Raw genomic sequence first — 26,572 nt, forward strand, 5'->3', positions numbered from 1 at the left:
AATAGACTAAAAGAATTAATCTTATTAGTCTATTAATATTAATTATTGTCTTTATTAGCTCTATTTTCTCTTTCTCTTTGCTTTATCTTTTGAGAAACATACATATATTCTATTATTCTCTTTCTATCATATAATAGCTTTTTCTCCATTATTGTATCTACAAGAACTTCAGCAAGATATTCTGAATCATGCTTAACATAGCCCTTTTCTATTTTGGCTAAGGAAGCTTCTATAACTTCTACGCCTAGTTTCTTAAGTTCCTTATTATCTAATTCAACTAATTGAGAGTTATCCTTTGAATATCTCTCTTTTATATCTAATGGAATATCTCCTCTATTAGCTATTACATAATCAACAATGCCTCTTCCACCATACTTCTTCAAAACCTTTATATGATCAGAAGCTTTAAATCCATGGGTTTCGCCTGGTTGAGTCATTATATTTGAAATATATATTTTAATGGCATCACTTTTTCTAATACTGTCTGCAATATCTTTAACTAATAAATTTGGAATAATACTTGTATAAAGACTTCCTGGGCCAAGAACTATTGCATCAGCCTCTTCTATAGATTTAATAGCATCTTCTAGTGGCTTAGCATTTTTAGGTTCTACCATTAATTTTTTAATTCTTGAGTTTTGCCTTATTGCTTCTTCTGGAATTTGAGACTCTCCCTCTATTACATTTCCATTTTCCAATTCAGCTACAAGCTTCATATCTTCTAAAGTTACAGGTAAAACCTTTCCTGTAACTGCAAGAACTGAACTCATTTTTTGGACTGCATCCTCAAAGTTTTCACTTACTCCATCCATAGCTGCTAAAAATAAATTACCAAAGCTTTGATTTTTAAGCCTTCCATCTGTAAATCTATATTGAAGTAATTCTTCCATTAAGGGTTCTGTATCAGCTAATGCTAATATACAGTTTCTTATATCCCCTGGGGGTAACATTCCCAAATCCTCTCTTAAGGCACCTGAACCTCCACCATCATCTGCAACAGTAACTATAGCAGTGATATTTGATGTATAATATTTTAGTCCTCTAAGCATTGTAGATAGACCTGTTCCTCCACCTACAACTACAATTTTAGGTCCTTTTACTAATAATCTTTTTTCATATATTAAATTTTCCATTTTTCTACTATCTAATGATAGATGAATGTAACCTTTATTAGTTAAAGCAATTATTGACTTCATACTTTCAACCACAGAAATATATATTACTAAAACCCCTGTTATATTTAGAAATATATAAAATATTTTATAGTAAATATCATAAACTCTTCTTACTGCTAATTCCGTAAAACCAAAAGCTATTAGTAAAATCCCAAAAACCCCAAAGAAGAGCCATCTTTTCACTTTAACTCCAGGCTTCAGCCATTCCTTTATACTCATAGTTTCTTTGCTCCTTGATGCACATCCTCTTTTATATCTCTATGTTCTATAGAAATATTATACTCCTTATTTAATAAACCATTATATATCTCATTGGCAATTGCAACAGACCTATGTCTTCCCCCAGTACATCCTATTGATATTATAAGTTGTCTTTTTCCTTCTTTTTTATATTTAGGTATTAAAAATTCTAATAAGTCCTCAACTTTTTCAATAAATTCCTTTGTTTCCTCTTGTTCTAAAACATAGTTCTTAACTGGTTCATCATTACCTGAATGTGGTTTAAGTTCAGCTATATAAAATGGATTTGGTATAAATCTTACATCAAAAACTAAATCTGAATCTACTGGTATTCCATATTTAAATCCAAAGCTTAGTATAGTTACAGACAGTTGCTTTTTAGGCTGTTCTATATCACCATAATTCTTTGTCATTTCTTCTCTTAAATCTTTAATAGCATATTTTGATGTATCTATTATTATATCTGCTCTATCTTTTACTTCTCTTAGCCTATTTCTTTCTTCATTAATACCTGTTATTATTCTGCTTCCAGGTGCTAATGGATGGCTTCTCCTACTTTCTTTAAACCTCTTAACTAATACTTCATCAGAGGCATCTAAAAACAATATCTCATATTTAAAATCTTGCTTTTTCAAATAATTTAAGCTTTCAAATAAATCATCAAAGAATATTCCTCCTCTAATGTCTATTACTAAAGCTACCTTGCTTATTTTCCCTTGGCTTTGAACACAAGCTTCTGCAAATTTAGGTATTAGCTTTGGTGGAAGGTTATCTACGCAAAAGTATCCCATATCTTCAAGGCTTCTTGTTGCTTCTGTCTTACCTGCTCCTGATAATCCTGTAACTATTATAAATCTCATTATGCTACCTCCCTTTGATTATATTTCTTAATAAGATTATATCATATTAGACCTTTAAATATAATAATAATGCTTTAAATAGACTTCTGTTTATCTAGTATAAAACATTAAAATATAATGGCCTTTATAATTTATACTATAAAAAAGGAGAAAAGTTTGTACTTATCTCCCTTTACTCTATTTATTATCTCGTTTTTCTATTGCTAATCTTAATAGTTTACAAAATTCTATATTTTGTTCCTTAGTTCCTAAACTTACTCTTAACCAACCTGGCATATCTAATAAATATCCTGGTCTTATTATATATCCATGTCTTAATAGATATTCATGTATTGGCCTATCATCTCCATTAACATTAACCATTATAAAATTAGCTTCTGACTTTATATATTTAAGGCCCATTTTTTCAAACTCTAAAGCTAATAATTCTCTTTGTTCCTCATTGAAGGTTTTAACTTTATCTATAAATTCCTCATCTTCTATTGCAACAATTGCTGCCTTTTGAGCAAATAAATTTACATCAAAGGAGTTTATAACTCTATTCATATAATCTACTATTTCTTCATTAGCTATTCCATAACCAAATCTTAAGGCAGCTAATCCATAAGCCTTAGATAAGGTTTTTAAAATAATCATATTTGGATATGATTTTATTAACTCTAATGAGTCTGGATAGTCTTTTGAGGTAACATATTCTCCATAGGCTTCATCCATAACTATTATTACATCTTTAGGTATTCTATTTAATACCCTATCTAACTCTTCCTTTGTAAATATTCCACCTGTTGGATTATTAGGATTACAAAGCCAAATTATTTTAGTTTTTTCAGTTATAGCTTCTACCATAGCTTCTAAATCTAAGCCATAATTTTTTAAAGGAATCTTTATTGCTTTAGCTCCCATTAGCTTTGTATTACTTTCATATCTTGGAAAAGTTATTTCCGCCATTATACTTTCATCTTCTTTGTCTAAAAATACTTCGCAAATTACATTTATTAAAGAATCTGATCCTGCCCCACAGAATATCATATTCTTATCTATATTTAGCTTTTTACTTAATGCTTCTTTAAAATCAAATGAAGATGCATCTGGATACATATTCAATTCATTTACTAAATTAGCCATAAGCTTCTTAACCCTTTCTGATGTGCCTAAGGGATTCTCATTAGAAGCTAGTTTAACTACATGATCTATACCATACTCCCTCTTAACCTCATCTATTGGCTTGCCTGCTACATACTTTTCTAAGTTTTTTACTTCTTTTCTAACTTTATATTCCATATTAAATCGAACTACTGCATAAATATTAAACGAATAACTTTCATGTAATTAAATATGAATTATTAAACATATATTTTATTAGAAACTCCGTAAGGAGTTTCCACATTAATTCTACATTCTTCATTATTCATTTTTCATTTATCTTTAGTTCTCCCCCCTTATTAATTATTTATTGCTTTATTTTATTATATATAAGTTAAAAATAAGTTTCCACCACTACTTTTCAAATATATTTCCAATGCTTCCAAGTATACTTCCTTCATCAACTGATCTTCCCATATTTTGTGGCGCTGATGCATATATTCTTGATGCTAATTTGCTAAAAGGTAAACTTTGGATCCATACTTCTCCAGGTCCTGTTAAAGTTGCAAAGAATAATCCCTCTCCTCCAAATACAGCATTTTTAATTCCACCAATAAATTGTATATCATATTTAATACTTTCTGTCATAGCAACTAAACATCCTGTATCTATTTTTATAGTTTCTCCTTGCATTAAAGTTTTCTTAATAATAGTTCCACCAGCATGAATAAATGCTAATCCTTCACCTTCTAACTTTTGTAGTATAAATCCTTCACCTCCAAAGAATCCTGTTCCTAGCTTCTTTGTAAATTCTATTCCTATGCTTATTCCTTTAGCGCAGCATAGAAAAGCATCCTTTTGGCATATAAGCTTTCCTCTATAATTTCTTAAATCCATAGGTAATATTTTCCCTGGGTATGGAGCTGCAAAAGCAACCTTTTGTTTTAACATTCCTGTGTTAGTGAATGCAGTCATAAAAAGACTTTCACCTGTTATGACTCTTTTAGCTGCACTGCCTAATATTCCAAAAAAACCCCCACCTTTAGATTTTTCGCTTCCATCTCCAAATATGGCATCCATAGTTATATTATTGTCCATCATCATCATTGCTCCAGATTCTGCTACTACTGTTTCTCTTGGATCTAATTCAATTTCTACAAATTGCATTTCATTACCATGAATCTCATAATCAATTTCATGAACCATTTTTACATTCCTCCTACTAAATTTAAAATTTAATTATTATTGTGAAATCTAACCATATCAATCATGATTAATAATCCAATAAAAAATAAAGTATAGTTTTCATCTATAACTTCAAGAAAATACCTATCTCTCCCAAAGGTAAACTCCTTACCTATTCTTCCTAAAGTTATTCCATCTTTTTTTATTTCATAATTTCTGCCTAGAATACTAGAGCTACTCATACTCATTATCCCCACAGAGCCTGTTATATTATATTCAGGAGTCATAAACTCTTTCTTTATAGTTGCTATTTCTCTCATATTTTCATCATAAGCTATATACTTATGGCTTCCTATTCTAATCTGTTGTCTCATATATAATACTTTTCTATTATTACAGTCATAAATATTTATATTTTTCCCTATGTCAAACTTATCCGCCTCTGATATAAAGATATTATTACCTTCTTCATCATATACATCAAATTTAGCCCCTATTGCAAATAACCTTTCTTTAATATAAAACTTTCTCATAAATCATACACCCTTTCGCAGTTTTTAATAACATTAAATAAAGTATATTATACCATTTATTCTTTGTCAATTATTTACTTTTATTTTTTATAAAAAAAAGGAAATTTAATTCTGATTAAATTTCCTTTTTTCTTAGTTTTTACTTTTTATCTTCACCTATTATTCTAACTTCTGGATGTAAATCAACACCAAATTTTTGCTTTACTTCATATTGTATATGGGCAATTAAATCTAATATATCTTTTGCTGTAGCATTATTTTTGTTTATAACAAAACCTGAATGTTTTTCTGATACAGCTGCCCCACCTATAGCGTAACCTTTTAATCCAGCATCCTGGATGAGTTTTCCAGCGTAATAACCTGTTGGTCTTTTAAATGTACTTCCTGCTGAAGGATATTCAAGGGGTTGTTTAGATTCTCTTTTGCATGTAAGGTCATCTACCACTTCCCTAATTCTTCTTATCTCTCCATGGGTTAATTTAAATTTTGCTGATAAAACTATATAATTCTTTTTCATAATTATAGAAGATCTATAACCCAGTTCTAATTCTTCTCTTGATAAAGTCTTAATTTCTCCATCGCTATCAATAACTTCTGCACTCTCAATAACATGTGAAACCTCTCCATCATAAGCTCCTGCATTCATAAATACAGCACCACCTACAGTTCCAGGTATACCACATGCAAATTCAAATCCTGTTAAAGAATTTTTTACAGCTTCACTAGATACATCCTTTAACATAGCTCCACATTCAGCCTCTATTGTTTCGCCTACTACTCTAATATTTTTAACTTCATTTAATTTTATAACGACACCTTTGATTCCGCCATCTTTTACTAATAAATTAGATCCATTTCCAACAATAAAATAAGGTATGCTATTTTCTTTACATATCTTTATAGTTTTTATAACCTGTTCTTTATTTTCAGGAATCAAAAGAATGTCTGCAGGTCCTCCAACTCTAAAATGAACATAATTTTTCATTTCAGCATCAAGGATAACATCTTCACTTTTATAAAATTCTTTAAATAATCCCTCAAATATTTTATATTGATTCATACCTAACTCCTTACAAATAACCTACTAATTATCTCCATATAGCTTAAGTAGCACTTACATTTCTGCATTTCTTTATATCTAGTAATTTATACCTTAAATTAGTATAAATTAAAAATAATCAATAAACAACCCATTACTAGTATATTTCTATATATTAATCTATTTGTAACCATTTTGTTACTTTTTATCTTGTTTATTAAAGTAATCAACTATACTATTGGCAGCTTTTTTGTCTATACTTTCAGTTTCTAGTAATTCATTATATGTAGCATTTCTTATATTTTCTACACTTCCAAACCTCATTAACAAATTTCTTCTTCTTTTTTCTCCAACATTTGGTATATCCTCTAATATTGAATGTAATGTTCTTTTATCTCTAAGAGTTCTATGATAAGTAATTGCAAATCTATGAACCTCATCTTGAATTCTTCTAATCATTTGCATTAAATTAGAATTTCTATTAATTATAAGCTCTTCATTATTATATATAATTCCCCTTGTTTGATGCTTATCATCTTTAACTAAGCCACAAACAGGAATACTTATATTAAGCTTATTTAAAACTTCAAGAGCCACATTTACCTGACCTTTTCCTCCATCCATCATTATTAGATCAGGAAAGCTTGAAAATTTTCCATTAGAAAAAGTAAGTTGTTTCTCTTGTATTTTTTTTATTTCCTCAAGTCCATGCTTAAATCTTCTCTCTAGTATCTCTCTCATACTATCATAATCATTAGCACCCTTTACTGATTTTATCTTAAATCTTCTATAATCACTGTTCTTTGCTCTTCCCTCTTCAAAGACCACCATTGTTCCAACAGAATCTACTCCTTGAATATTAGAAATATCATAGGATTCAATTCTAAAAGGCGGTTCTTCTAAATCAAGTAAATCTCTTAATTCTTCTAGAGTAATTCTATTAATTTCCTTTTCCTTGAAAAACTTATCTTTAAATTGCTCTAAGGTGATTTTAGCATTATTTTTCACCATTTCTAGCATATCTTTCTTTTGTCCCTTTTGAGGTACCTTTACCCAAGCCTTTGCACCTCTTTTAATAGTAAGAAAATCTTCTATAAGTTCAGAATCCTCTATCTCTGGTAAATATATAGTTTTAGGAATTTTAGCAGTGCCTCCATAAAATGAGGTGATAAAATCTTCGAAAATCTCACTTACTTTATCATCTGCAGTATTGTTAAAAATAAAGTGTTCGCGCCCAATTATTTTTCCATCCCTTGAGAAAAACACTTGAATACAACTATCTATTTCATCCTGATATATATTTATAAAGTCTTCGTCACCTTCCATAGTTTTAAATATCTTTTGCTTTTCAACTATTGAATCTATAGCAAGAATCTTATCTCTAATTTTTGCTGCCAATTCAAATTCTAAATTCTTAGATGCTTCTTCCATTTCAGCTTTTAAAGAGTTAACGATAGTCTTATCTCTACCATTAAGTATATCCACAATTTCATTAATCATTTCAGCATATTCTTCTTTTTTTACATATCCAGCACAAGGTGCAACACATTTTTTAATATGATAATTTAGACAAGGTCTTACCTTCTCACCATTTTCCTTAATTAATAACTTACAAGTTCTTATTGGAAAAATTTTATTAATCAAATTTATAGTTTCATAAACTGCAGTAGCATTAGTATACGGTCCAAAATATCTTGCTCCATCCTTTGCATACTTCCTAGTTACAAATACCCTTGGGAAATCATCATTTGTTGTAATCTTTATAAATGGATAAAATTTATCATCCTTTAAAGCTATATTATATCTTGGACTATACTTTTTAATTAAATTACATTCTAAGATTAAGGCTTCCATTTCTGAATCTGTTACTATGTATTCAAATTCAGAAATATTCTTAACCATTACCCTAACTTTCTCAGAATGATTTTTGGAGTTTTGAAAATAACTCCTTACTCTATTTTTTAATATCTTGGCTTTTCCTACATATATAACTTCGCCAAGAGAATTTTTCATTATATAAACACCAGGCTTTTCCGGCAAATTTTTTAAATGATATTCAAAGTCAAACATTTATTATTCTCCTTAACTTTCACTATGTAATATAAATTTTATCACTAGTAAAAATATTTGCAATTAGCAATAGAGAAAAATGGGGAATAAATAGTATATTCGTTGCTCCGTCGTAAACTCCAAGTCGCCCTCATATACTATTTATTCCCCTCTATGCGGAAGGTAATAATTCCTCATTTCATTCGGAATTATGAAAAAAGATAAATGTCATATTCATTCAAAGGTGTAAATTTTACCAAACTAAATCGAAGATTTAGGGTATCACTTAAAGTTATTGAAATGTTAAACTTTTTATACCTTCTTATATATACTTTAAATATTATTATTAAAATGGTGAATTAAAGTCATGAAATTTTGGCCAATTTTCATCTTCTTTTTCTACTTCAATATTATTATAATCAAACTCCCAAGGAATATCTAATGAGTTCCAGTGTATTCCTCCTCGTAAATCTTTAACAAATGGTTTTGTTACTTTATAATAAACTAATGCATGTTTATCACCTTTGATATAATATCCATGGGCACATCCTGAAGGAATATATATTAAATTTTTATTATCTTCATTTAAATCTAATACTGTATATTTACCAAAGGTTTTAGATTCCTTTCTTAAATCTACTACTACATCTTGAATTTCTCCTATTATGCAAGTAACAAGCTTATCATGTTCTTCAGGTGGCAATTGAAAATGAATTCCCCTTACTACACCTGGCTTTGCAATAGCATAATATTCTTCCTTAAATTCTGTACTTAATCCATATATATTAAATTGAGCATCATTAAAAACCTTAATTAAATCACAAGTACTTTCCATAAGTACAGTTGGAGTTATTAAGTAACATCCTTCCACTTCTAATTTTTTTACCCTAAACATAATTAATCTCCTTTTATCTTAAAAGTTATGAAATAATAGTCATATTTTAATATATGAATTACTATTTAAAGAGTGAATGTCGAAAAGAAAAGGAAATAGATGTTATATTCCTTGCCACCTCTAATTTACTCCAAGTGGAAGTTATATAATATCTATCTCCTTCTATGTTGAATGCTATAATTCCTTATTTAATTAAGAATTATGAAAACTATTTAAATCATAGTATTTTTAAATTTACTATTGTCCTAATACAGCAGTTCTTACTACTTTTGAAGCTATATTAGCAGCTGATCCTGCTCCATTTTCTCCTTCTTCCACGATAACTGCTACTGCAATCTCTGGATCATCTAAAGGTGCTACTGATATAAACCAACCATGAGGTATTCCTTCTGATCCATCTTCTTTCATATAATCTGCTGTACCTGTTTTTCCACCAGCATTAGTTCCTTCAAAAGCTGGCCATCTATAAATATTATTTGAAACTAAATATCCCATATATTCCTTTATAGTACTTGCAACATCTGATGATATTACATCTTCCTTTAAAGCCTTATTAGATATTTCCTTTACAGTATTTCCATCTTTATCAACAATTTTATTTACTAACTTAGGTTGCATTAAAACTCCATCATTTGCAACAGTTCCAGCAACTATAGCTATTTGTATAGGAGTAGATAATACACTACCTTGACCTATTCCACTTTGTGCTATATTACCTATTTCTTCTTCATTTAAAGTAGGAAAACTACTTTGTGGTATAGAAAGTCCCACGCCATTAATTCTTGAATTAAATCCAAATCTTTCTGCCACTTCTTTAAGTTTAGCATTTCCCATCTCCATAGCTAAAGTACCAAAAACAAAGTTACTTGAAACTCTATATGCCATTTGTAAACTTAAATCTCCATGAGCTTGATTCATATAATTACTTAATGATGTTCCATCTGGAAAAACTATTTTCCCAGTATCATGAAAAGTCTCATTAACAACATCTGGGTTATTTTCTAAAGCAGCTGCTAAAGTTACTGTCTTAAATACAGAACCTGGTGGATATCTTCCATCAATTGCTCTATTTAATAGTTTACTTTCTTCATCTGCGCCTGAATTTGCATCTTCTATAACTTGCTCTAAATTGTTTGGGTCATATGTTGGCTTAGATACCATTGCAAGTATTTCCCCTGTTTTAGGGTTTATAGCCACCACTGCACCCTTTAAATCTCCCATTGCGTCATAAGCAGCCTTTTGTATATTGTAATCTAAAGTTGTTACAATTCCATTACCAACTTTTTCTTCATCCCTATTTTCCAATGCACTTTTCAAATTAAAATTTTTAATAAAATTTCTTATTCCATTAGAAAAACCATTATATTTAGATAATTCACTGTCAAATTCATCTTCTAAGCCTGTAATTCCAAACCTTTCATCTATGTATCCTAAAGCATGAACATATAAATCTCCATTAATATACTCTCTGCTTTGATTAAATTTATCTATTCTTATGCTATTAGTTAATGGCTCTCCATTTCTATCATAAATTGTTCCTCTTAAAACTTCATTCCTCTTTGCCCAAAGTCTTTTATTACCTGAATCACTTGCAATATCTGGTCCCTTAAAAACTTGGAAATAGGCTATATATGATATCAAGGCTATAAAACAAAAAAGAAATATAACCATAATATTTCTTACACTTTTAGATAATTCGTTCATAAAATCCTCCTTGCTCATAAAAGCTGCATACAATTAATATAAAAGGAGTATTGATTTTATCTTCAATACTCCTTTTATATTATACACTAAAATTATTACCTATACCTTAAATTCTCTAATATTTTCTTTCATCTTTTCTGTTAGATCTCTAAGGTCAGAGGTCATATTTTTTATTTTCTCTATTGACCTTAATTCTTCTTCTTTTAATGCAGTTATTTCCTCAGTGGATGCAGCAACTTCCTCCATTGCAGCGGCACTATTCTCTACTACTATTGATATTTCCTCTTTTTTAGAATTAACTACTTCATTTGAAGTTACTATAGAGTCTATAGCGCCCTTCATTACATTAATTTTATCTATAATTATATTTAAGGAAGTTACTGTATTTTTAACACTATTGCTTTCCTTTATTGATACATTTTTAGTTTCAGTCAATATACCTTCTGTTTTCTTTATCTTATTATGAATATCTTTTGTAGTTCCCTTTATCAACTCTGTAGCTTCCTTTGAGTTTTCTGCTAGCTTATTTATTTCTTTAGCTACTACTGCAAATCCCTTTCCAAATTCTCCAGCATGGGCTGCTTCTATAGATGCATTAATAGATATTAAGTTAATACTATTTGTAATATCATCTATTATATTTATAAATTCATTAATTTTTTTAGTACTTACAGATATATCTAAAATATCTCTTGATAAATCTTCAATGGAATTTTGCAAATCAATATTATCCTCTAATAGCTTCTTCATATCATCATTATTCTTCCCTGCATTATCCCTAAGTACTCCATATAGTCCTCTTAATATTTTTATAGATTCACCTACAGCTTTAATAGATTCACCTAAAACATTAATATTATTAGAAATATCAACCATACTCTCTGCTTGTTGCTGAGTAACTGATGATATATTTTCTATTGATAGAGATACTTGTTTTGAGGATTCATATATACTATTTGTTGATTCATCTATAATAATTGTCTTCTCATTCAAACTTTCTGAAAGTGAAATACTATCCTTAAAGGATTTTCTTAATATTTCAAAAGAATTATTCAATTCAACTAGTGCATCTCCTATTTCATTATTTAATTTAATATTTGATTTATACGTAAAGTCTCTTTCCCCCATAGACTTACTCATATTTTTTATATCAAGTATTGCACTTAAATATTTTTTAATTATAAAGTATGCTCCACATCCTATAACTAAAGCTATTGAAATAGTGATAAGTAAATTAAACATTATATCATTTATTATTTCAGAATTTAAATCTCCTTTATCATATATTGCTACTACCCTAAAGTTATTTGCAAATTTATGATATGTAATTATTTTTTTCTCTCTTCCTATATTAACTTCTCCATTTCCCTCTTCTTCACTTATAATTTTATTAAAGTCTTCATTTATTTTAGTGTTTATTTTATCAGCATTATTACTGGCCATTATTGTTCCGAAACTATCAGTTAAATCTAGCTCTATTCCTGGAACTTTAGCTGACTCTATTTTATGCTGGAAAAAATCCATAGATAACTGCATAAAGGAATCAACTCCATTTTTGGATGATTTTATTACAATTTGATTTCCGCCACCAGCCTTTATAATATTTGACCAGAAGACACCTTCTTCTATTCCCTCTGCAAATGTTAAATTATCAATATACGCCTTGCTTAAAGTTCCTGAATATGATATAAATTCATTATTTTTGCCTTTAACTGCAACTGAAGTAATATTAGTATTACTTTTTGCAAGAGAATAAACAAAGTTATTTGCTCTATCCCTGTCACTTATTGCTACTTCAACTGAAGTTATTAATTCCTCTAATTCCATTATTCCCTCTTCAGTTAAACTTGTTCCTAAATCTCTTGTTTGTTTTAAAAACGCATTTACTCTAGTAGTTTCATTTTTGTATGTTATATATGAAGAATATGTTGCTAAAGATAAACTTGTAATTAAAATAATTGCAGTAATAAATAAAAGTACTTTTTGAGTAATTGTAATTCTTCTAACACCCTTTTCTTTAAACTTCTTTTTAATATTTTTTTTACTCAAAACTCCATCCTCCTAAACTCAATATAAACCCTTTACAATAAAAAAAAATAAAAGAAAAAGTAAATAAATTACTTTTTCCTCTATTATATAACAACAAATCCCAATTTTATATATTTTATATAACTATTTTAGTATTCTTCCGAAATTTTTTGTAGAATCCCCAAAGCGAAAAACATAGTTAGCATTGAACTTCCACCATAACTTATAAGAGGTAAAGTTATTCCCGTTAATGGTATTACTGTGAAAATTCCTCCTACTATAACTAAAGTTTGACAAGCTATCATAGTACTAAATCCTACAGCAGTCAAAAGACTAAATCTATCTTTAGTTAAAAAAGCTATTCTTATACCTCTATAGAATAATAAAAAGTATATTATCATTAATCCTACTGCAAATATCATTCCAAATTCTTCACAAATAACTGCAAATATAAAATCACTTTCACTAGCAAATATTAAATCTGGATATCCATTTCCAAGTCCTACACCAAACAATCCACCTGAAGCTATAGCATATAATCCTTGAACTATTTGATAACCTTCATTACTAGCATATTTCCATGGATCAAGCCAAATTTTAACTCTTCTTTGAACATGCCCAAAAACTCCATATGCTCCTAGAGCACCAACTGCTGAAAGTCCTAAACATGTAAAAACATATTTTTTCTTTGAAGTTGCTATATATAACATAGTTACAGATATACCAAAGAAAATTAAAGTGGATCCAAGGTCTGTTTGAAGAACCATACATGCTAATGAGAACATTACTACTAATGCTGGTTCAATTAATTGTTTAAAATCTTCTTTTAAAGAATTCTTTCCTTCATACTTCATAAGTGATGAAGATAAGTATAAAACTAAAGCTATCTTCCCAAACTCAGATGGTTGAAAGCTTATTGGTCCTATATAAACCCAGTTCATAGCACCATATGTTTCTGTATTAAATATTAGTCCATATATTAATGCCATAGGCATAAATACTAAAGTTATAATCATATATATTTTTTTATACTTAGCAAAGCTTTTTAAATCTGGTAAAGCTATTACTATAGTCATATATCCAATTATTCCAAGTATAGTCCAAACTAATTGTCTAAATGCAAAACCAGGATCTATTCTGTAAAGTACTGCAATTCCAACAACAGCTAGTATACTTGAGAAGATAAACATAAACTTATCTCCATCAGGATAATACCTTCTTAAAATAAAATGTGCTAATCCTATAATGAAACACAATATAACTCCAATAATCAATGCTTTTTTATCAAATGGTTTTTGTAATAAAGCTAGATTTGTAAATAGAAGTAAACATAATAAATAAATTAATTTAAGGACTCTTTTTTCTAACCTTAGTGCCTGATTCATTCCTTCACCTCTAATTTTTTTCTGCTCTTATAACCTTAAAGGTGGCACTACCTATTCTAATTTTATCATTAGCTCTTAACTTAGCGTATTTAGTAACCTTTTCATCATTAATAAATACACCATTAGTACTGTTTAAGTCCTCTATTAAAATTTCATTATTTTTCACTACTATTTTAGCATGATTACCAGATGCATATTGATCTGTTAATCTTATTGTATTTCCATCTTTTCTTCCTATGGTTATTATTCCATTTAGCAATAAAATAGATCCTTCTTCTAAGTTTGAGTTTTCTCCTACACTTAGTACTTCTATTCCATAATTCTTTATAGCAGAAGGTCTTCTTCTTCTTCCACCGCCCTTTACGTCCTTGTACATTATTTTTAGTGCATAATAAATAATAAAATAAAGTATTATTATAAAAGCTACACCAAAAACAATAGTCATTAGCTTTGAAAAACCCATAGTTTCACCTCAAAATTAGTATTATATTACCATTATATATTAAATCTTATATATAAAAATAACAAGTATTCTTTAATTATCTTAACATCTTTTTAAGATATTTACCTGTATAGGATTCTTCAACTTTTATTATATTTTCAGGTGTTCCAGTTGCAACTATTGTTCCACCCTTATCTCCACCTTCAGGTCCTAAATCAATAATATAATCAGCACACTTTATCATATCTAAATTATGTTCTATAACTACTACTGTATTTCCTGCTTCTACTAACCTTTGAAGTATATCTACTAATCTACTTACATCATCTATATGAAGACCTGTAGTTGGCTCATCTAATATATATAAAGTTTTTCCTGTGCTTCTCTTTGAAAGTTCATAAGCTAATTTTATTCTTTGAGCTTCACCACCTGATAATTGTGTTGATGGCTGACCTAATCTTATATATCCAAGACCTACATCATATAGGGTTTCTATTTTATTTTTTATTCTTGGAATATTTTCAAAGAATGTTAAAGCTTCTTCAACTGTCATATTTAATATATCGTCTATAGTTTTTCCTTTATACTTAACTTCTAATGTTTCTCTATTATATCTCTTTCCTTTACATACTTCACAAGGTACATATACATCAGATAAAAATTGCATTTCTATCTTAATAATACCATCACCTGTACATGCTTCACATCTTCCACCCTTAACATTAAAGCTAAATCTGCCTGGCTTATATCCTCTCATCTTAGCTTCAGGTGTATTAGAGAATAATTCTCTTATTATATCAAATACCCCTGTGTAAGTTGCTGGATTTGATCTAGGTGTTCTCCCAATTGGACTTTGGTCTATATCTATAATTTTATCAATATTTTCATGTCCTAAAATTTCCTTATGAGCACCTACTGGATTTTTACTTCTATTTACTAATCTATTTAATCCTTTATATAATATTTCATTTACTAAGGTACTTTTACCAGAACCTGAAACTCCTGTTACCATAGTTAAAGTTCCTAGTGGAATTTTTATATTAACATTCTTTAAATTATTTTCCTTAGCTCCTTTAACAGTTATAAAGTTTCCATTTCCTTTTCTTCTTTCTTTTGGAGTTTCTATTTTCTTTTCCCCTAATAAGTATTGTCCTGTTATTGAATTCTTACACTTTTTAATATCTTCTACAGTACCAGTAGCTACTATTTCTCCACCATGTTCACCAGCTCTTGGTCCAATATCTACAATATAATCTGCTTCCTTCATAGTATCTTCATCATGTTCAACCACTATTACAGTATTACCAACATCTCTTAAATGCTTAAGAGTTGCTATAAGTTTATCATTATCTCTTTGATGAAGTCCTATACTAGGCTCATCTAATATGTATAATACTCCCATAAGTGCAGAACCAATTTGAGTTGCAAGTCTTATTCTTTGAGCTTCTCCTCCTGATAAAGTTCCAGAATTTCTTGATAGATTTAAGTAATCTAAACCTACATCTATTAAGAAATTAAGCCTATTTCTTATTTCTCTTATTATTTGATCACTTATTATTGTGTCCTTTTCAGAGAATTCTAATGAATTAATGTAATCTAATTCTTCCTTTATAGATAGTTTAGTAAATTCATATATATTTTTATCTCCTACTAAAACAGCTAAAGCCTCTCTTTTAAGTCTTGCTCCATTACACTTTGGACAAGGATTATCACTCATATATTGTTCAATATCATTCTTTATAATATCTGAATTAGTCTCTCTATATCTTCTCTTTAAAGAGTTTATTTCTCCATCATAAGCATAATTATATTGAGATTTCACTCCATCTTTAGTATAAGTAACCTTCATTCTCTTTCCATTAGTTCCATAAAGAATTAAATCTAGTTCTTTTCTACTTAATTCCTTTACAGGTCTGCTTAAGTCAACATCATATTCTTCACTTAAAGCCTTTAAAATAGCAAAGGTCCAGGAATCTTCCTTTAATCTTCCTTCTCCCCAAGTAGCTATAGCTCCTTCTAATATACTTAACTCCTTATTTGGTATAACTAGGTTTTCATCTATTTCCATTAAAGTTCCTAATCCATCACAACAATCACATTTACCAAATGGAGAGTTAAAAGAAAATAGTCTAGGTGCAAGTTCATCTATACTTAATCCGCACTCTGGGCATGCGAACTTTTCACTAAATAGTATATCTTCGCCATCAATAATGTTAATTAATACTAATCCTTCTGCAAGCTTAAGTGCAGTTTCAATAGAATCTGATAGTCTGCCTTCTATGCCTTCTTTAATTATTATTCTATCTACAACAGCTTCAATATTATGCTTTATATTCTTTTCTAGTTTTACTTCTTCTTCTGTAAGTTCGTAAATTGAGCCATCAATTCTAGCTCTGACAAATCCACTTCTTTTTATATTATCTAAAACTTTTTCGTGAGTTCCCTTTTTACCTCTAATAACTGGAGCTAAAACTTGAATTTTAGTTCTATCCCCAAGTTCCATTACACTATCCACAATTTGATCAACAGATTGTTGTTCTATTGGAATCTTACATTTTGGACAGTACGGTTTTCCTACTCTTGCGTATAACAGTCTTAAATAATCATATATTTCAGTAATAGTTCCAACTGTTGAACGTGGATTCTTACTAGTTGTCTTTTGATCTATAGATATAGCTGGTGATAATCCTTCAATATATTCTACATCAGGCTTATCCATTTGCCCTAAAAATTGTCTTGCATAGGATGAAAGAGATTCAACATATCTCCTTTGTCCTTCTGCATATAAAGTGTCAAATGCTAATGAAGACTTTCCAGATCCTGATAAACCTGTAAATACTACTAACTTATCTCTAGGTATCTCTAAAGATACATTTTTTAAGTTATGTACCTTAGCACCTCTTATTATTATTTTATCCTTCATATTATTTGCCTTTCTCCTTATATTTACATTCGCTCGAACAAGCGTTCTTTATTCTATTCTAATTTTTATTATATTTATTGTCAATTATATATTAAAGTATTTGCAAAAAAAGAGTGTAATAAACAGACACTTTTTATCACACTCATTTTTATATTAATTTATATTCACTTTGAAACCTTTTACTTTATCTTTTGTAATTGAATCTATATTAATTTCTATAGTTCCATCACCTTCATCAAATATATCAAATCTAGTAATTACTTCATATATTTTATATATATTTTCAGGCACTTCAACACCATGTGCAGATTGGCTGTTAAATTTATATTCATTATTTTCCTTCTTAAATTCTATTCCTTCAACATTTGAAGTTTTTAACTCTAAAATATTATTTTCATAACTTTCAAAAGTTGTATTATATTGATTATCTTGAACAAGTTTCTTATTTAAATCTACTATTACTTTTTTATCATACTTCTTATCATAAAAAATATTATCCACTTTAAATGTAATATTAGTATCTTTAACTTCACCTTCAAATTCTATCATTTTGTCACCATTTAAATATGATAACAAACGTGAACTTTTATATTCATTTCCCTTACTATCTATTAATACTGGATTTTCAAATTTAACAAAATTATATTCATCACTATTTAATTTAAAAGTAATACTTGTTCTTGTTTTAGAAGTGTTTACTCCTTTTATTTCAAATTCTCCAATTTTTGTACTAATTATTTTTTTATTAATAGAAGAATTATTTTCTCCAAATTTATTATCTAACTCTATTGGAACCTTAAATATGGCTAAAACTTCTGATTTATCTTTATTATAAACATTAAATTTCATCAAAAAGTCTTTTTCAAATTTTTCAAAATTAACTTCAATATAATTTTCATTTTCCCTATGAGTTTGCGGGTTATAACTATAAAAAGCACTTATTTTATCTTCTTCTTTTAAATCAGATAAATCTACTTCTACAATATATCCTTCTTCTAGCTCGTATTCTATCCACATAGATTTGTAATCCCCAACTAAGTTATTTACCTTTAATTTAATTCCATTTATCTCATTTTCATATCCTATATTTTGTATAAATCCCTCTTCTACTGCATTATTAAACCCTTTATCTATAATTAAAAGTTCTGCTAGCTTTCCTACTATAGGTAAATTCTTAGCTATTGTAGAAAACCTTGGAGATGTATTTAATAATATAAAGAATATTATTAATGAAGCTACAAGAACTTTACTTATCAATTTTATATGATTACTATTTTTCTTCTTACCTTCATTTATAGACTTAATAACTATAAACTCTAATTCTTCAGGAATCTCTATATTTTTATATGCTATTTTTTCTTTTTCAAATATATTCTTCATAACTATTCCTCCTCAATTTCTTTTCTTAGTAAATTTAAGGCTTTATGAATCTTATTCTTCACTTGAGATTCCTTTAACGTTAATATCTCTGATATTTCACTTATTTTATAACCATGAAAATACTTTAGTATTATTATTAATCTCAATTCCTCATTTAAGTTTTCAATTAATAAACTAAACCCGTCTTCTTGTTCCTTTGATTTATTAATTAATACTTCCATGTCTTTATCTTCCATTAATATCATCTTTGAATTTTTTCTTATATAATCTATTGAAGTATTTATTAAAAGTCTTATAAACCACTTATCAATATTACTTAAGTCTTTTATATTATCAAGTTTCCTATAAGCTTTAACTATACTTTCATGTATTACATCCATAGCGTCATCTTTATTTTTTAAATAGATATAAGATATCTTGTATAGTTTTTCCTTATTGCCCTTAATATATTCCTCGAAAATCTTTTCCCTTACCCTTTTCAGCACCCTTCTCCCCCCTAACTAAAGCTCTAATTTACTATCTATATCTTATAGACGATTAAATCCTTCTATTTGTTTAAACTAAAAATAAAAATTTAGTAAATATCGCTCATAGCTCAAAATTAAAATGTAAAATGTAGAATTATTGAAGTAATTTGTTCCAAATTGCTGAATTTATTTTAATTAAAAAAACTCCAAAAGGAGTTTTTACATTAATTTTCCATTCTTCATTATTCATTTTACATTATGCGCTAGCACCCTAAACTCCCTAAGGAGTTTTTTCCTTAATTATTCATTATGCATTACGCATTATTAATTGTGCGTTAGCACCTATACGCCTTCAAAGTTAAACAATGGTATAAAACTTTCACTATCAGTTCCCTCTTCTTGAATGAATCCATTTTTAACCCCTATATTTAAAGCATAATCAATAAGAGCCTGATAGTGCTTTTGATTTAAAGGTTTATTTATTTCTGGATAATCCTTCACATGCTCTAATGGAGTATATTGATTCATAATACTAATATAAACTTTATCTCCATATGTATTATATATATAATCTATTATCTTTTTAGAATCAAATAGAAGCCCTGGTAACATAAGATGCCTTATTATTACCCCCTTCTGAACAATTCCATTTTCATCAAACTTAACTTCTCCAACTTGATTTATCATTTCATTAATTGCAGCTTTAGCATAATTAAAATAATCCTTAGCTTTTGAATACTTACTTGAATATTTAGTATCAAAATACTTCATATCTGGTAAGTACACATCTATATATCCTTTAAGTAACCTTATTGTTTCTACTTTCTCATATCCACTACTGTTATAAATAATAGGGAGTTTTAGCCCCTTATTCCTAGATATTTTTATAGCTTCTATTATTTGAGGAACATAATGAGTTGGAGTAACTAAATTTATATTTAATGCTCCCTTCTCTTGAAGCTCAATAAAAATTTCTGATAATCTTTCTATAGTTATTTCCTTTCCCCACTGACATTGACTTATATTATAATTTTGACAAAAAACACATTTTAAAGTGCAATAAGAAAAGAAAACTGTTCCTGAACCTATTTCTCCTGAAATACATGGCTCTTCCCAATAATGAAGGGAAGCCCTAGCCACCCTTATTTTATCTCCTGCTCCACAAAAACCTCTTTTTCCATTTAATCTATTGGCTCCGCAATTCCTTGGACATAAATTACAACTTTCTAATATTTCCACTATTCATCACTCCAGATATTTCAAAAACTTTTAACCTTAGTTATTCTCTTAATCTTTATTATTAGTTATATTATTCCATATACTCTTATAAGTAACAATAAAAAATGGATAGATATAATATCCCTTGTTCTATGGCAAAATTCCACGTAACTATAATATTATATCTATCTCCAATGCAATTAAGGTATTATTTACTTTTTCCCTTTTAAATCATTAATTATATCACGCAACTCTGCTGCTCTTTCAAATTGTAAGTTCTTAGCAGCTTCCATCATTTCTTCAGTATACTTCTTAATTAATTTCTTCTTATCTTTTTCTGAAATCACCTTACTATTTTCAGCACTATATTCAATCTTGTCTTCAGCTATCTTAGTAGCTTCTATTACATCTCTAACTTCTTTAATTATAGTTTGAGGAACAATTCCATTTTTCTCATTGTACTCCATTTGGATTTTTCTTCTTCTTTCAGTTTCCTTAATGGCTTTATCCATAGATTTAGTAATGTTGTCTGCATACATTATTACTCTACTTTCAGAATTTCTAGCTGCCCTACCTATAGTTTGAACTAATGATGTTTCTGAACGTAGGAAGCCTTCCTTATCAGCATCTAAAATTGCAACTAAAGCTACTTCAGGAATATCTAATCCTTCTCTAAGTAAGTTTATACCTACTAATACATCATGTTCTCCAAGTCTTAATTCTCTTATAATTTTCATTCTTTCTATAGTTTCTATATCTGAATGCATATATGTAGTCTTTACACCTAAATCCTTTAAGTATTTAGTTAAATCCTCTGCCATTCTCTTAGTTAAAGTAGTTATAAGAACTCTAAATCCCTTTTCAATAGTCTTTTGAATTTCAGCATATAAATCATCTATTTGCCCCTTTACTGGCCTTATTTCTATAACTGGATCTAATAATCCTGTAGGTCTTATAACTTGCTCTGCTATATTAGTTGAATGATCTAATTCATATTGTGCAGGTGTAGCACTAACAAATACTACTTGGTTTATTTTTTTCTCAAACTCTTCAAATTTTAATGGTCTATTATCATAAGCACAAGGTAATCTAAAACCATATTCAACTAAAGTGTTCTTTCTAGATCTATCACCAGCATACATGGCTCTACATTGTGGTAATGTAACATGACTTTCATCTATAAACATTAAAAAGTCATCTGGAAAATAGTCTAATAAGGTTTGTGGTGGTGTTCCTGGTGCTCTTCCATCTAAGATTCTTGAGTAGTTTTCTATTCCACTACAATATCCCATTTCTCTAATCATTTCTATATCAAAATTTGTTCTTTGTCTTAGTCTTTGAGCTTCTAATAATTTCTCCTGGCTATTAAGTTCTCTAAGTCTATCTTCAAGTTCACCTTCAATTTGACTTATAGCCTTTTCTAAAACCTCATGTGATGTAGCAAAGTGAGATGCTGGTGAAATAGAAACATGATTTCTTTCACCTAAAATATTTCCAGTTAATACGTCAAATTCTCTTATTCTATCTATTTCATCACCAAAGAATTCAACTCTTATTCCTTTATTAGATGATGATGCAGGAATTATATCTAAGGAATCTCCTCTTACCCTAAAGCTTCCTCTAGCAAAATCAATATCGTTTCTTTCGTATTGAATTTCTATAAGCTTTCTAATTATTTCATCTCTATCTTTTATCATTCCAGTTCTTAATGAAATAGTTAACTTTTTATACTCCTCTGGATTACCTAGTCCATAAATGCATGAAACTGATGCAACTATTATAACATCTCTTCTTTCTAATAATGCAGAAGTTGCAGAGTGCCTTAATTTATCTATTTCATCATTTATTGCTGCATCCTTCTCTATAAATGTATCTGTTTGTGGTACATATGCTTCAGGTTGATAATAATCATAATAAGATACAAAATATTCTACAATATTATTAGGAAAGAATTCTTTAAATTCTGAACATAATTGAGCTGCTAAAGTTTTATTGTGAGCTAAAACCAATGTAGGTTTTTGTACTTTCTGAATAATATTTGCCATGGTGTAAGTTTTTCCTGAACCAGTTACACCTAATAAAGTTTGACATCTATCACCATTATTTATTGAATTAACTAAACTCTCTATAGCTTGAGGTTGATCTCCAGTTGGTTTAAATTTTGATTCTATTTTAAACTCAGGCATATTTATTACCTCCTTTTATTAATAAAAATATTGTCTAGAAATCAAAACTAATTCTAGACAATATTACTTTTAATAATCTATTAAAAATTATATCAAATAGAAATTTAAAAGTATATATACCTCTATTTTTTCCAAATTAAAATGCTAAAGATATATTAAGAAAAAAATATCTTCAGCATTATTATAAATCATCTATTCTAATTTATTAACCATTGTATAGATGGTTCTAAATACTTATTCCAGAATTCCCAATTATGATTTCCATCATCCTCTTGGTAATAAACATTTACATCATTATCTACTAAAAATTTATGAAAAGCTCTATTTGGCTCAATTAGAAAATCTTCTTTTCCACAAGCCATAAATATTGATGGAATTAATTTATTTTCGCTTTTTAATCTTCTAATTAATTCTTCTGGATTATTTTCACTACTTTCTAATTCATTTAAATTTCCAAAGGTGCTTTCATAATAATAGTAATCAGCTATTGGAGTACTAAAATTTTCATCCTTATTTTTAATTTCATTTATTATCAATGCTGATGAAAGAGCAAATGCCTTTGAAAAAGTCTCATTATACTTTAATGCAGTATGAATTGCTCCAAATCCCCCCATAGAAAAACCACCAATATATGTGTCTTCTTTTTTATTAGAAAGTCCAAATACCCTTCTTGTGTAATTTACTAACTCTTCCCCCACATATGTTCCATATTTGCTTCCGATTCCTTTTCCGTCTAAATAAAAACTATTATCTCCATTTGGAAATATAACTGCAATATTATATTTTATTGCAAATTCATTAATTTTACTTTCTAAAATCCAATCTCTATTATTACCTGAATAACCATGTAATAAAAATAATGTTTTTACTCCTCTTTCATAATTTTCATTGTCCTTTATAAATTCTAAAGGAGAATCATTAGGTAGTAAAATATTAAATGATACAACTCTTCTTAAACTCTCTGAAAAAAACTCAAATTGACTAAATGCCATATTTATACCTCCATGCTTTTAATTCTCAACCCATTTATTTTTTTTGATTATACCATTTCCCTTCTTATTGCGTATATGAAATTCATATTTTTAATAATAATTCACATATTTATATTCTTTTTATCATTTATATTAACAAAAAAAAGAAAGCTTAATGCTTTCTTTTCATTTCATCTAATACTTTCTTAAAATCGTCATTATCAACACTAATTGCACTATCTGCTTTTACCATTCTTGGAACTAAAAGCATTCCTACCTTTTTATCCTTTGGCAATATTCTTAAATCGACTATTTCCCCGGAAATTTTTTTCACTCTAAAAGGAATTTCATTAAGATTCTCTCTTACAACTTTAAAAATTTCAATTTCTGACAAAACTTCATGTCCATTAACTGCTAATATTTTATCTCCTCTTCTTATTCCTGACTTATAAGCTGGAGAGCTAGGTGCTACCTCTAAAACTGACACCCCATTATCATCTGTAACATAAATATATTGTCCACTTTTTTCAATTTTGTGTTGTATCTTAATCATAAGTTCATGTCCTAAAGGAGCAAATATAACAACAACAATTTGTCCAATAATTCCAAATTGGGCTAGTTGAGCTATTAATGTTAATATAATGCCATATACTAATATTCCAATACCAGAATAAATAGGTTTTATAGTTTTTCTTTTTGTGAAGGAAACAGAATTATATGCTACTACACCATATAAAGGTATAGCCGAAATAATCATTGAACTTAACATCAATAAAGCTTGGGACCTATTTATTATAGGCCACCAATTTGGTGTTGATACGGAAGTTGTAACTGCAGTAGATATATTGCTTGTTATAGCAATATATATTGCCACTGGTAAAGCCCAATACCTATTGTATGCAAATCCACCCACTATTTTTTCATCTCTATTTGAAAAAACAGGAATAGCTCCTCTTCCACCATCTAACATTACTAAAATTCCTTCTATTACATGCATAACTCCAACAAAGGTCATAAGACTTAGTATATTTAAATTTATGTATGACTCAGTATTTGTACTTCTTGCTAAAAAGCTAGCTATAATACTTATAGCTCCTAATACTGCTCCTGAGTAAGAAAAACAAATAAATCTTTTCTTTATAAAAAGTAATAATATAGAAATCATAAACATAATTTCTATTCCAGAATTCTCATTGAAAATTATTCCTAATATACTTAATATTACACTTACTACAGCTCCGGCAATTATTCCTATAGCTATTTGAGATAATGTAAGTTCTAAAGGGGAGTTAATACTCTCCCCAATAGTCATTTTCTGCATCATTGATATTCTTTTGTTTTTTGAGTAAAACATTACACCTAAAATTACTAGCATAAATATATGCATAGGCTCAACAATAGCATAAGCTACAGTCCTTAATGTATATAGTATTAATTCCATTTGTGAGCCTCCTATTTTATCTTTTCTTTTATAACTTCTAATCCTTTAATAAATTGAGGATCTATATTTCTATCATATTCCTTCTCTAAAATATCCTTTGGAATTTCTACTTCTATATCAGGTTTAATTCCTATTTTATGTATATTTTCTCCATTAGGAGTATAATATTTAGAAGTTGTTACTTTTAATCCACCATTTCCATCTTTAAATTCTATTAATTGTTGAACGATTCCCTTACCAAAACTTGTAGTTCCTACTATAGTTCCTGCTTCATAATCTCTTAATGCTCCAGTTACTACTTCTGATGCTGATGCACTTCCACCATCAATTAGTATTACTAGTGGCATTCCTTCAGCTTCTCCACCTACTGATTTTGCTTCTTGTCTATTTTCATACTTATCTATTGTATAAGTTACTATTTCACCTTTAGGTATAAATTGAGAGGCTACATTTACTGCCTCATTAAGAGACCCACCTGGATTTCCTCTTAAATCTAATATCATTCCCTTCATACCTTGAGACTTTAATTCAACTATCTTATTTTTAAAATCTTTTGCTACACCTTCATCAAAAGAAGATATTTGTATATATCCAATGTTTCCGTCTATAATTTCTCCCTTAACAGAAACAACTTTTATTTCATCTCTCACTATTGCAATATCAAGATATTCAGAACCTTCTCTTGATACAGTTAAAGTTACTTCTTGGCCCTTTTCGCCTCTAATTTCTGCTATAGTTTTATCTAAATTAGGTTCTGTTATTTCCTTTCCATTAACCTTTAAAATTATATCTCCAGCTTTTAATCCTGCTTTCTCTGCCGGTGAACCTTCAATTGGTGATACAACTGTTATTTTATTATCTTTTATTCCTAATTGTGCTCCAATTCCTACAAAGTGACCCTCTATTTGATCTTCAAAAGATTTATATTCACTAGCATTCATAAATACTGTATATGGATCATTTACTGATTGAGTCATTCCCTTAATAGCAGCTTCAAGTAAAGCATTATCATCTAATTCCCCATCATACTTGGTTAATAATGCATCTCTCACTTGAAATAATAATTCATATTTTTTAACATCTTTGACTTCAGTAATATCTTTTGCTACATCTTCACTAACACTTACTAAGCTTAATCCGTTAAAAGCAAATATATTTCCTAGATAAAAAAACATAAAATTTGATAGTATAAAAACTATAATTAATCCTGCTATTATCAAGGGCTTTTTACGTTTCCCCTTATACTCCTTATTCTCCTCCATATTCTAATACTTCCTTTCATAAAACTATAAATATCTTAATAATATAATTTAAGTGGAGATAAACTCCACTTAAATTATATTATTTATTCTTTCATTTTATTAATCT

At 28.5% G+C, this 26,572-nt stretch carries 20 protein-coding genes; all 20 read right to left on the bottom strand.

Going from position 1 to position 26,572, the window contains the following annotated elements; genetic code table 11:
- Positions 1-38: 38 nt before the first annotated feature.
- Positions 39-1,394 carry a YvcK family protein gene (locus ACFYH6_RS16800; protein ID WP_316342753.1) on the bottom strand — a complete coding sequence of 452 codons (1,356 nt, stop codon included), beginning with the start codon at positions 1,392-1,394 and terminating at the stop codon, positions 39-41.
- Entirely contained in the window at positions 1,391-2,275 is an 885-nt protein-coding gene (gene rapZ, locus ACFYH6_RS16805) for an RNase adapter RapZ (protein ID WP_316342752.1), read from the bottom strand. The genes ACFYH6_RS16800 and rapZ overlap by 4 nt, the downstream gene beginning before the upstream one ends.
- A gap of 177 nt (positions 2,276-2,452) precedes the next feature.
- Positions 2,453-3,556 (bottom strand): histidinol-phosphate transaminase, encoded by a 1,104-nt coding sequence (gene hisC / locus ACFYH6_RS16810; protein WP_416179744.1) that lies wholly within the window; start codon positions 3,554-3,556, stop codon positions 2,453-2,455.
- 216 nt (positions 3,557-3,772) lie between these two features.
- Positions 3,773-4,564, bottom strand: a complete 792-nt coding sequence (locus ACFYH6_RS16815) for a TIGR00266 family protein (RefSeq protein ID WP_416179745.1) — start codon at positions 4,562-4,564, stop codon at positions 3,773-3,775.
- A 29-nt stretch (positions 4,565-4,593) separates the two neighbouring features.
- On the bottom strand, positions 4,594-5,076 hold the full coding sequence (locus ACFYH6_RS16820) for an LURP-one-related/scramblase family protein (protein ID WP_416179746.1): 483 nt from the start codon (positions 5,074-5,076) through the stop codon (positions 4,594-4,596).
- Positions 5,077-5,215: 139 nt separating this feature from the next.
- Positions 5,216-6,136, bottom strand: coding sequence for a UDP-N-acetylmuramate dehydrogenase (gene murB / locus ACFYH6_RS16825; protein ID WP_316342748.1), 921 nt, complete (start codon positions 6,134-6,136; stop codon positions 5,216-5,218).
- 177 nt (positions 6,137-6,313) lie between these two features.
- Positions 6,314-8,185: an excinuclease ABC subunit UvrC gene (uvrC, locus tag ACFYH6_RS16830; protein WP_416179747.1), complete on the bottom strand. Its 1,872-nt coding sequence runs from the start codon at positions 8,183-8,185 to the stop codon at positions 6,314-6,316.
- Between the two features lie 325 nt (positions 8,186-8,510).
- Complete coding sequence (locus ACFYH6_RS16835; protein WP_416179748.1) at positions 8,511-9,059, bottom strand: dTDP-4-dehydrorhamnose 3,5-epimerase family protein; 549 nt, start codon at positions 9,057-9,059, stop codon at positions 8,511-8,513.
- 237 nt (positions 9,060-9,296) lie between these two features.
- Positions 9,297-10,763, bottom strand: a complete 1,467-nt coding sequence (locus tag ACFYH6_RS16840; protein ID WP_416179749.1) for a peptidoglycan D,D-transpeptidase FtsI family protein — start codon at positions 10,761-10,763, stop codon at positions 9,297-9,299.
- Positions 10,764-10,862: 99 nt separating this feature from the next.
- The gene (locus tag ACFYH6_RS16845; protein WP_416179750.1) at positions 10,863-12,812 is read right to left on the bottom strand and encodes a methyl-accepting chemotaxis protein; all 1,950 of its coding nucleotides are present in this window, start codon (positions 12,810-12,812) and stop codon (positions 10,863-10,865) included.
- Between the two features lie 128 nt (positions 12,813-12,940).
- Positions 12,941-14,176 (bottom strand): FtsW/RodA/SpoVE family cell cycle protein, encoded by a 1,236-nt coding sequence (locus ACFYH6_RS16850; protein ID WP_316342743.1) that lies wholly within the window; start codon positions 14,174-14,176, stop codon positions 12,941-12,943.
- Positions 14,177-14,186: 10 nt separating this feature from the next.
- A complete protein-coding gene (locus tag ACFYH6_RS16855; RefSeq protein WP_416179751.1) occupies positions 14,187-14,639 on the bottom strand; it encodes an FHA domain-containing protein in 453 nt (150 codons plus the stop codon).
- Between the two features lie 76 nt (positions 14,640-14,715).
- Positions 14,716-17,541: an excinuclease ABC subunit UvrA gene (gene uvrA, locus ACFYH6_RS16860; protein WP_416179752.1), complete on the bottom strand. Its 2,826-nt coding sequence runs from the start codon at positions 17,539-17,541 to the stop codon at positions 14,716-14,718.
- Positions 17,542-17,694: 153 nt separating this feature from the next.
- Complete coding sequence (locus tag ACFYH6_RS16865) at positions 17,695-18,921, bottom strand: DUF4179 domain-containing protein (RefSeq protein WP_416179753.1); 1,227 nt, start codon at positions 18,919-18,921, stop codon at positions 17,695-17,697.
- A gap of 2 nt (positions 18,922-18,923) precedes the next feature.
- Positions 18,924-19,406 (bottom strand): sigma-70 family RNA polymerase sigma factor, encoded by a 483-nt coding sequence (locus tag ACFYH6_RS16870; RefSeq protein ID WP_416179754.1) that lies wholly within the window; start codon positions 19,404-19,406, stop codon positions 18,924-18,926.
- A gap of 324 nt (positions 19,407-19,730) precedes the next feature.
- Entirely contained in the window at positions 19,731-20,630 is a 900-nt protein-coding gene (locus ACFYH6_RS16875) for a radical SAM protein (protein WP_416179773.1), read from the bottom strand.
- A 188-nt stretch (positions 20,631-20,818) separates the two neighbouring features.
- On the bottom strand, positions 20,819-22,792 hold the full coding sequence (gene uvrB / locus ACFYH6_RS16880; RefSeq protein WP_416179755.1) for an excinuclease ABC subunit UvrB: 1,974 nt from the start codon (positions 22,790-22,792) through the stop codon (positions 20,819-20,821).
- A 197-nt stretch (positions 22,793-22,989) separates the two neighbouring features.
- The gene (locus tag ACFYH6_RS16885; RefSeq protein WP_416179756.1) at positions 22,990-23,784 is read right to left on the bottom strand and encodes an alpha/beta hydrolase; all 795 of its coding nucleotides are present in this window, start codon (positions 23,782-23,784) and stop codon (positions 22,990-22,992) included.
- A gap of 151 nt (positions 23,785-23,935) precedes the next feature.
- Positions 23,936-25,204 carry a PDZ domain-containing protein gene (locus ACFYH6_RS16890; RefSeq protein ID WP_416179757.1) on the bottom strand — a complete coding sequence of 423 codons (1,269 nt, stop codon included), beginning with the start codon at positions 25,202-25,204 and terminating at the stop codon, positions 23,936-23,938.
- Between the two features lie 11 nt (positions 25,205-25,215).
- Positions 25,216-26,466, bottom strand: a complete 1,251-nt coding sequence (locus ACFYH6_RS16895; RefSeq protein ID WP_416179758.1) for a S41 family peptidase — start codon at positions 26,464-26,466, stop codon at positions 25,216-25,218.
- Positions 26,467-26,572: the final 106 nt, after the last annotated feature.

Origin of the sequence: Clostridium sp. HCS.1, assembly GCF_047900555.1 — a bacterium.
GTDB lineage: Bacteria > Bacillota > Clostridia > Clostridiales > Clostridiaceae > Clostridium.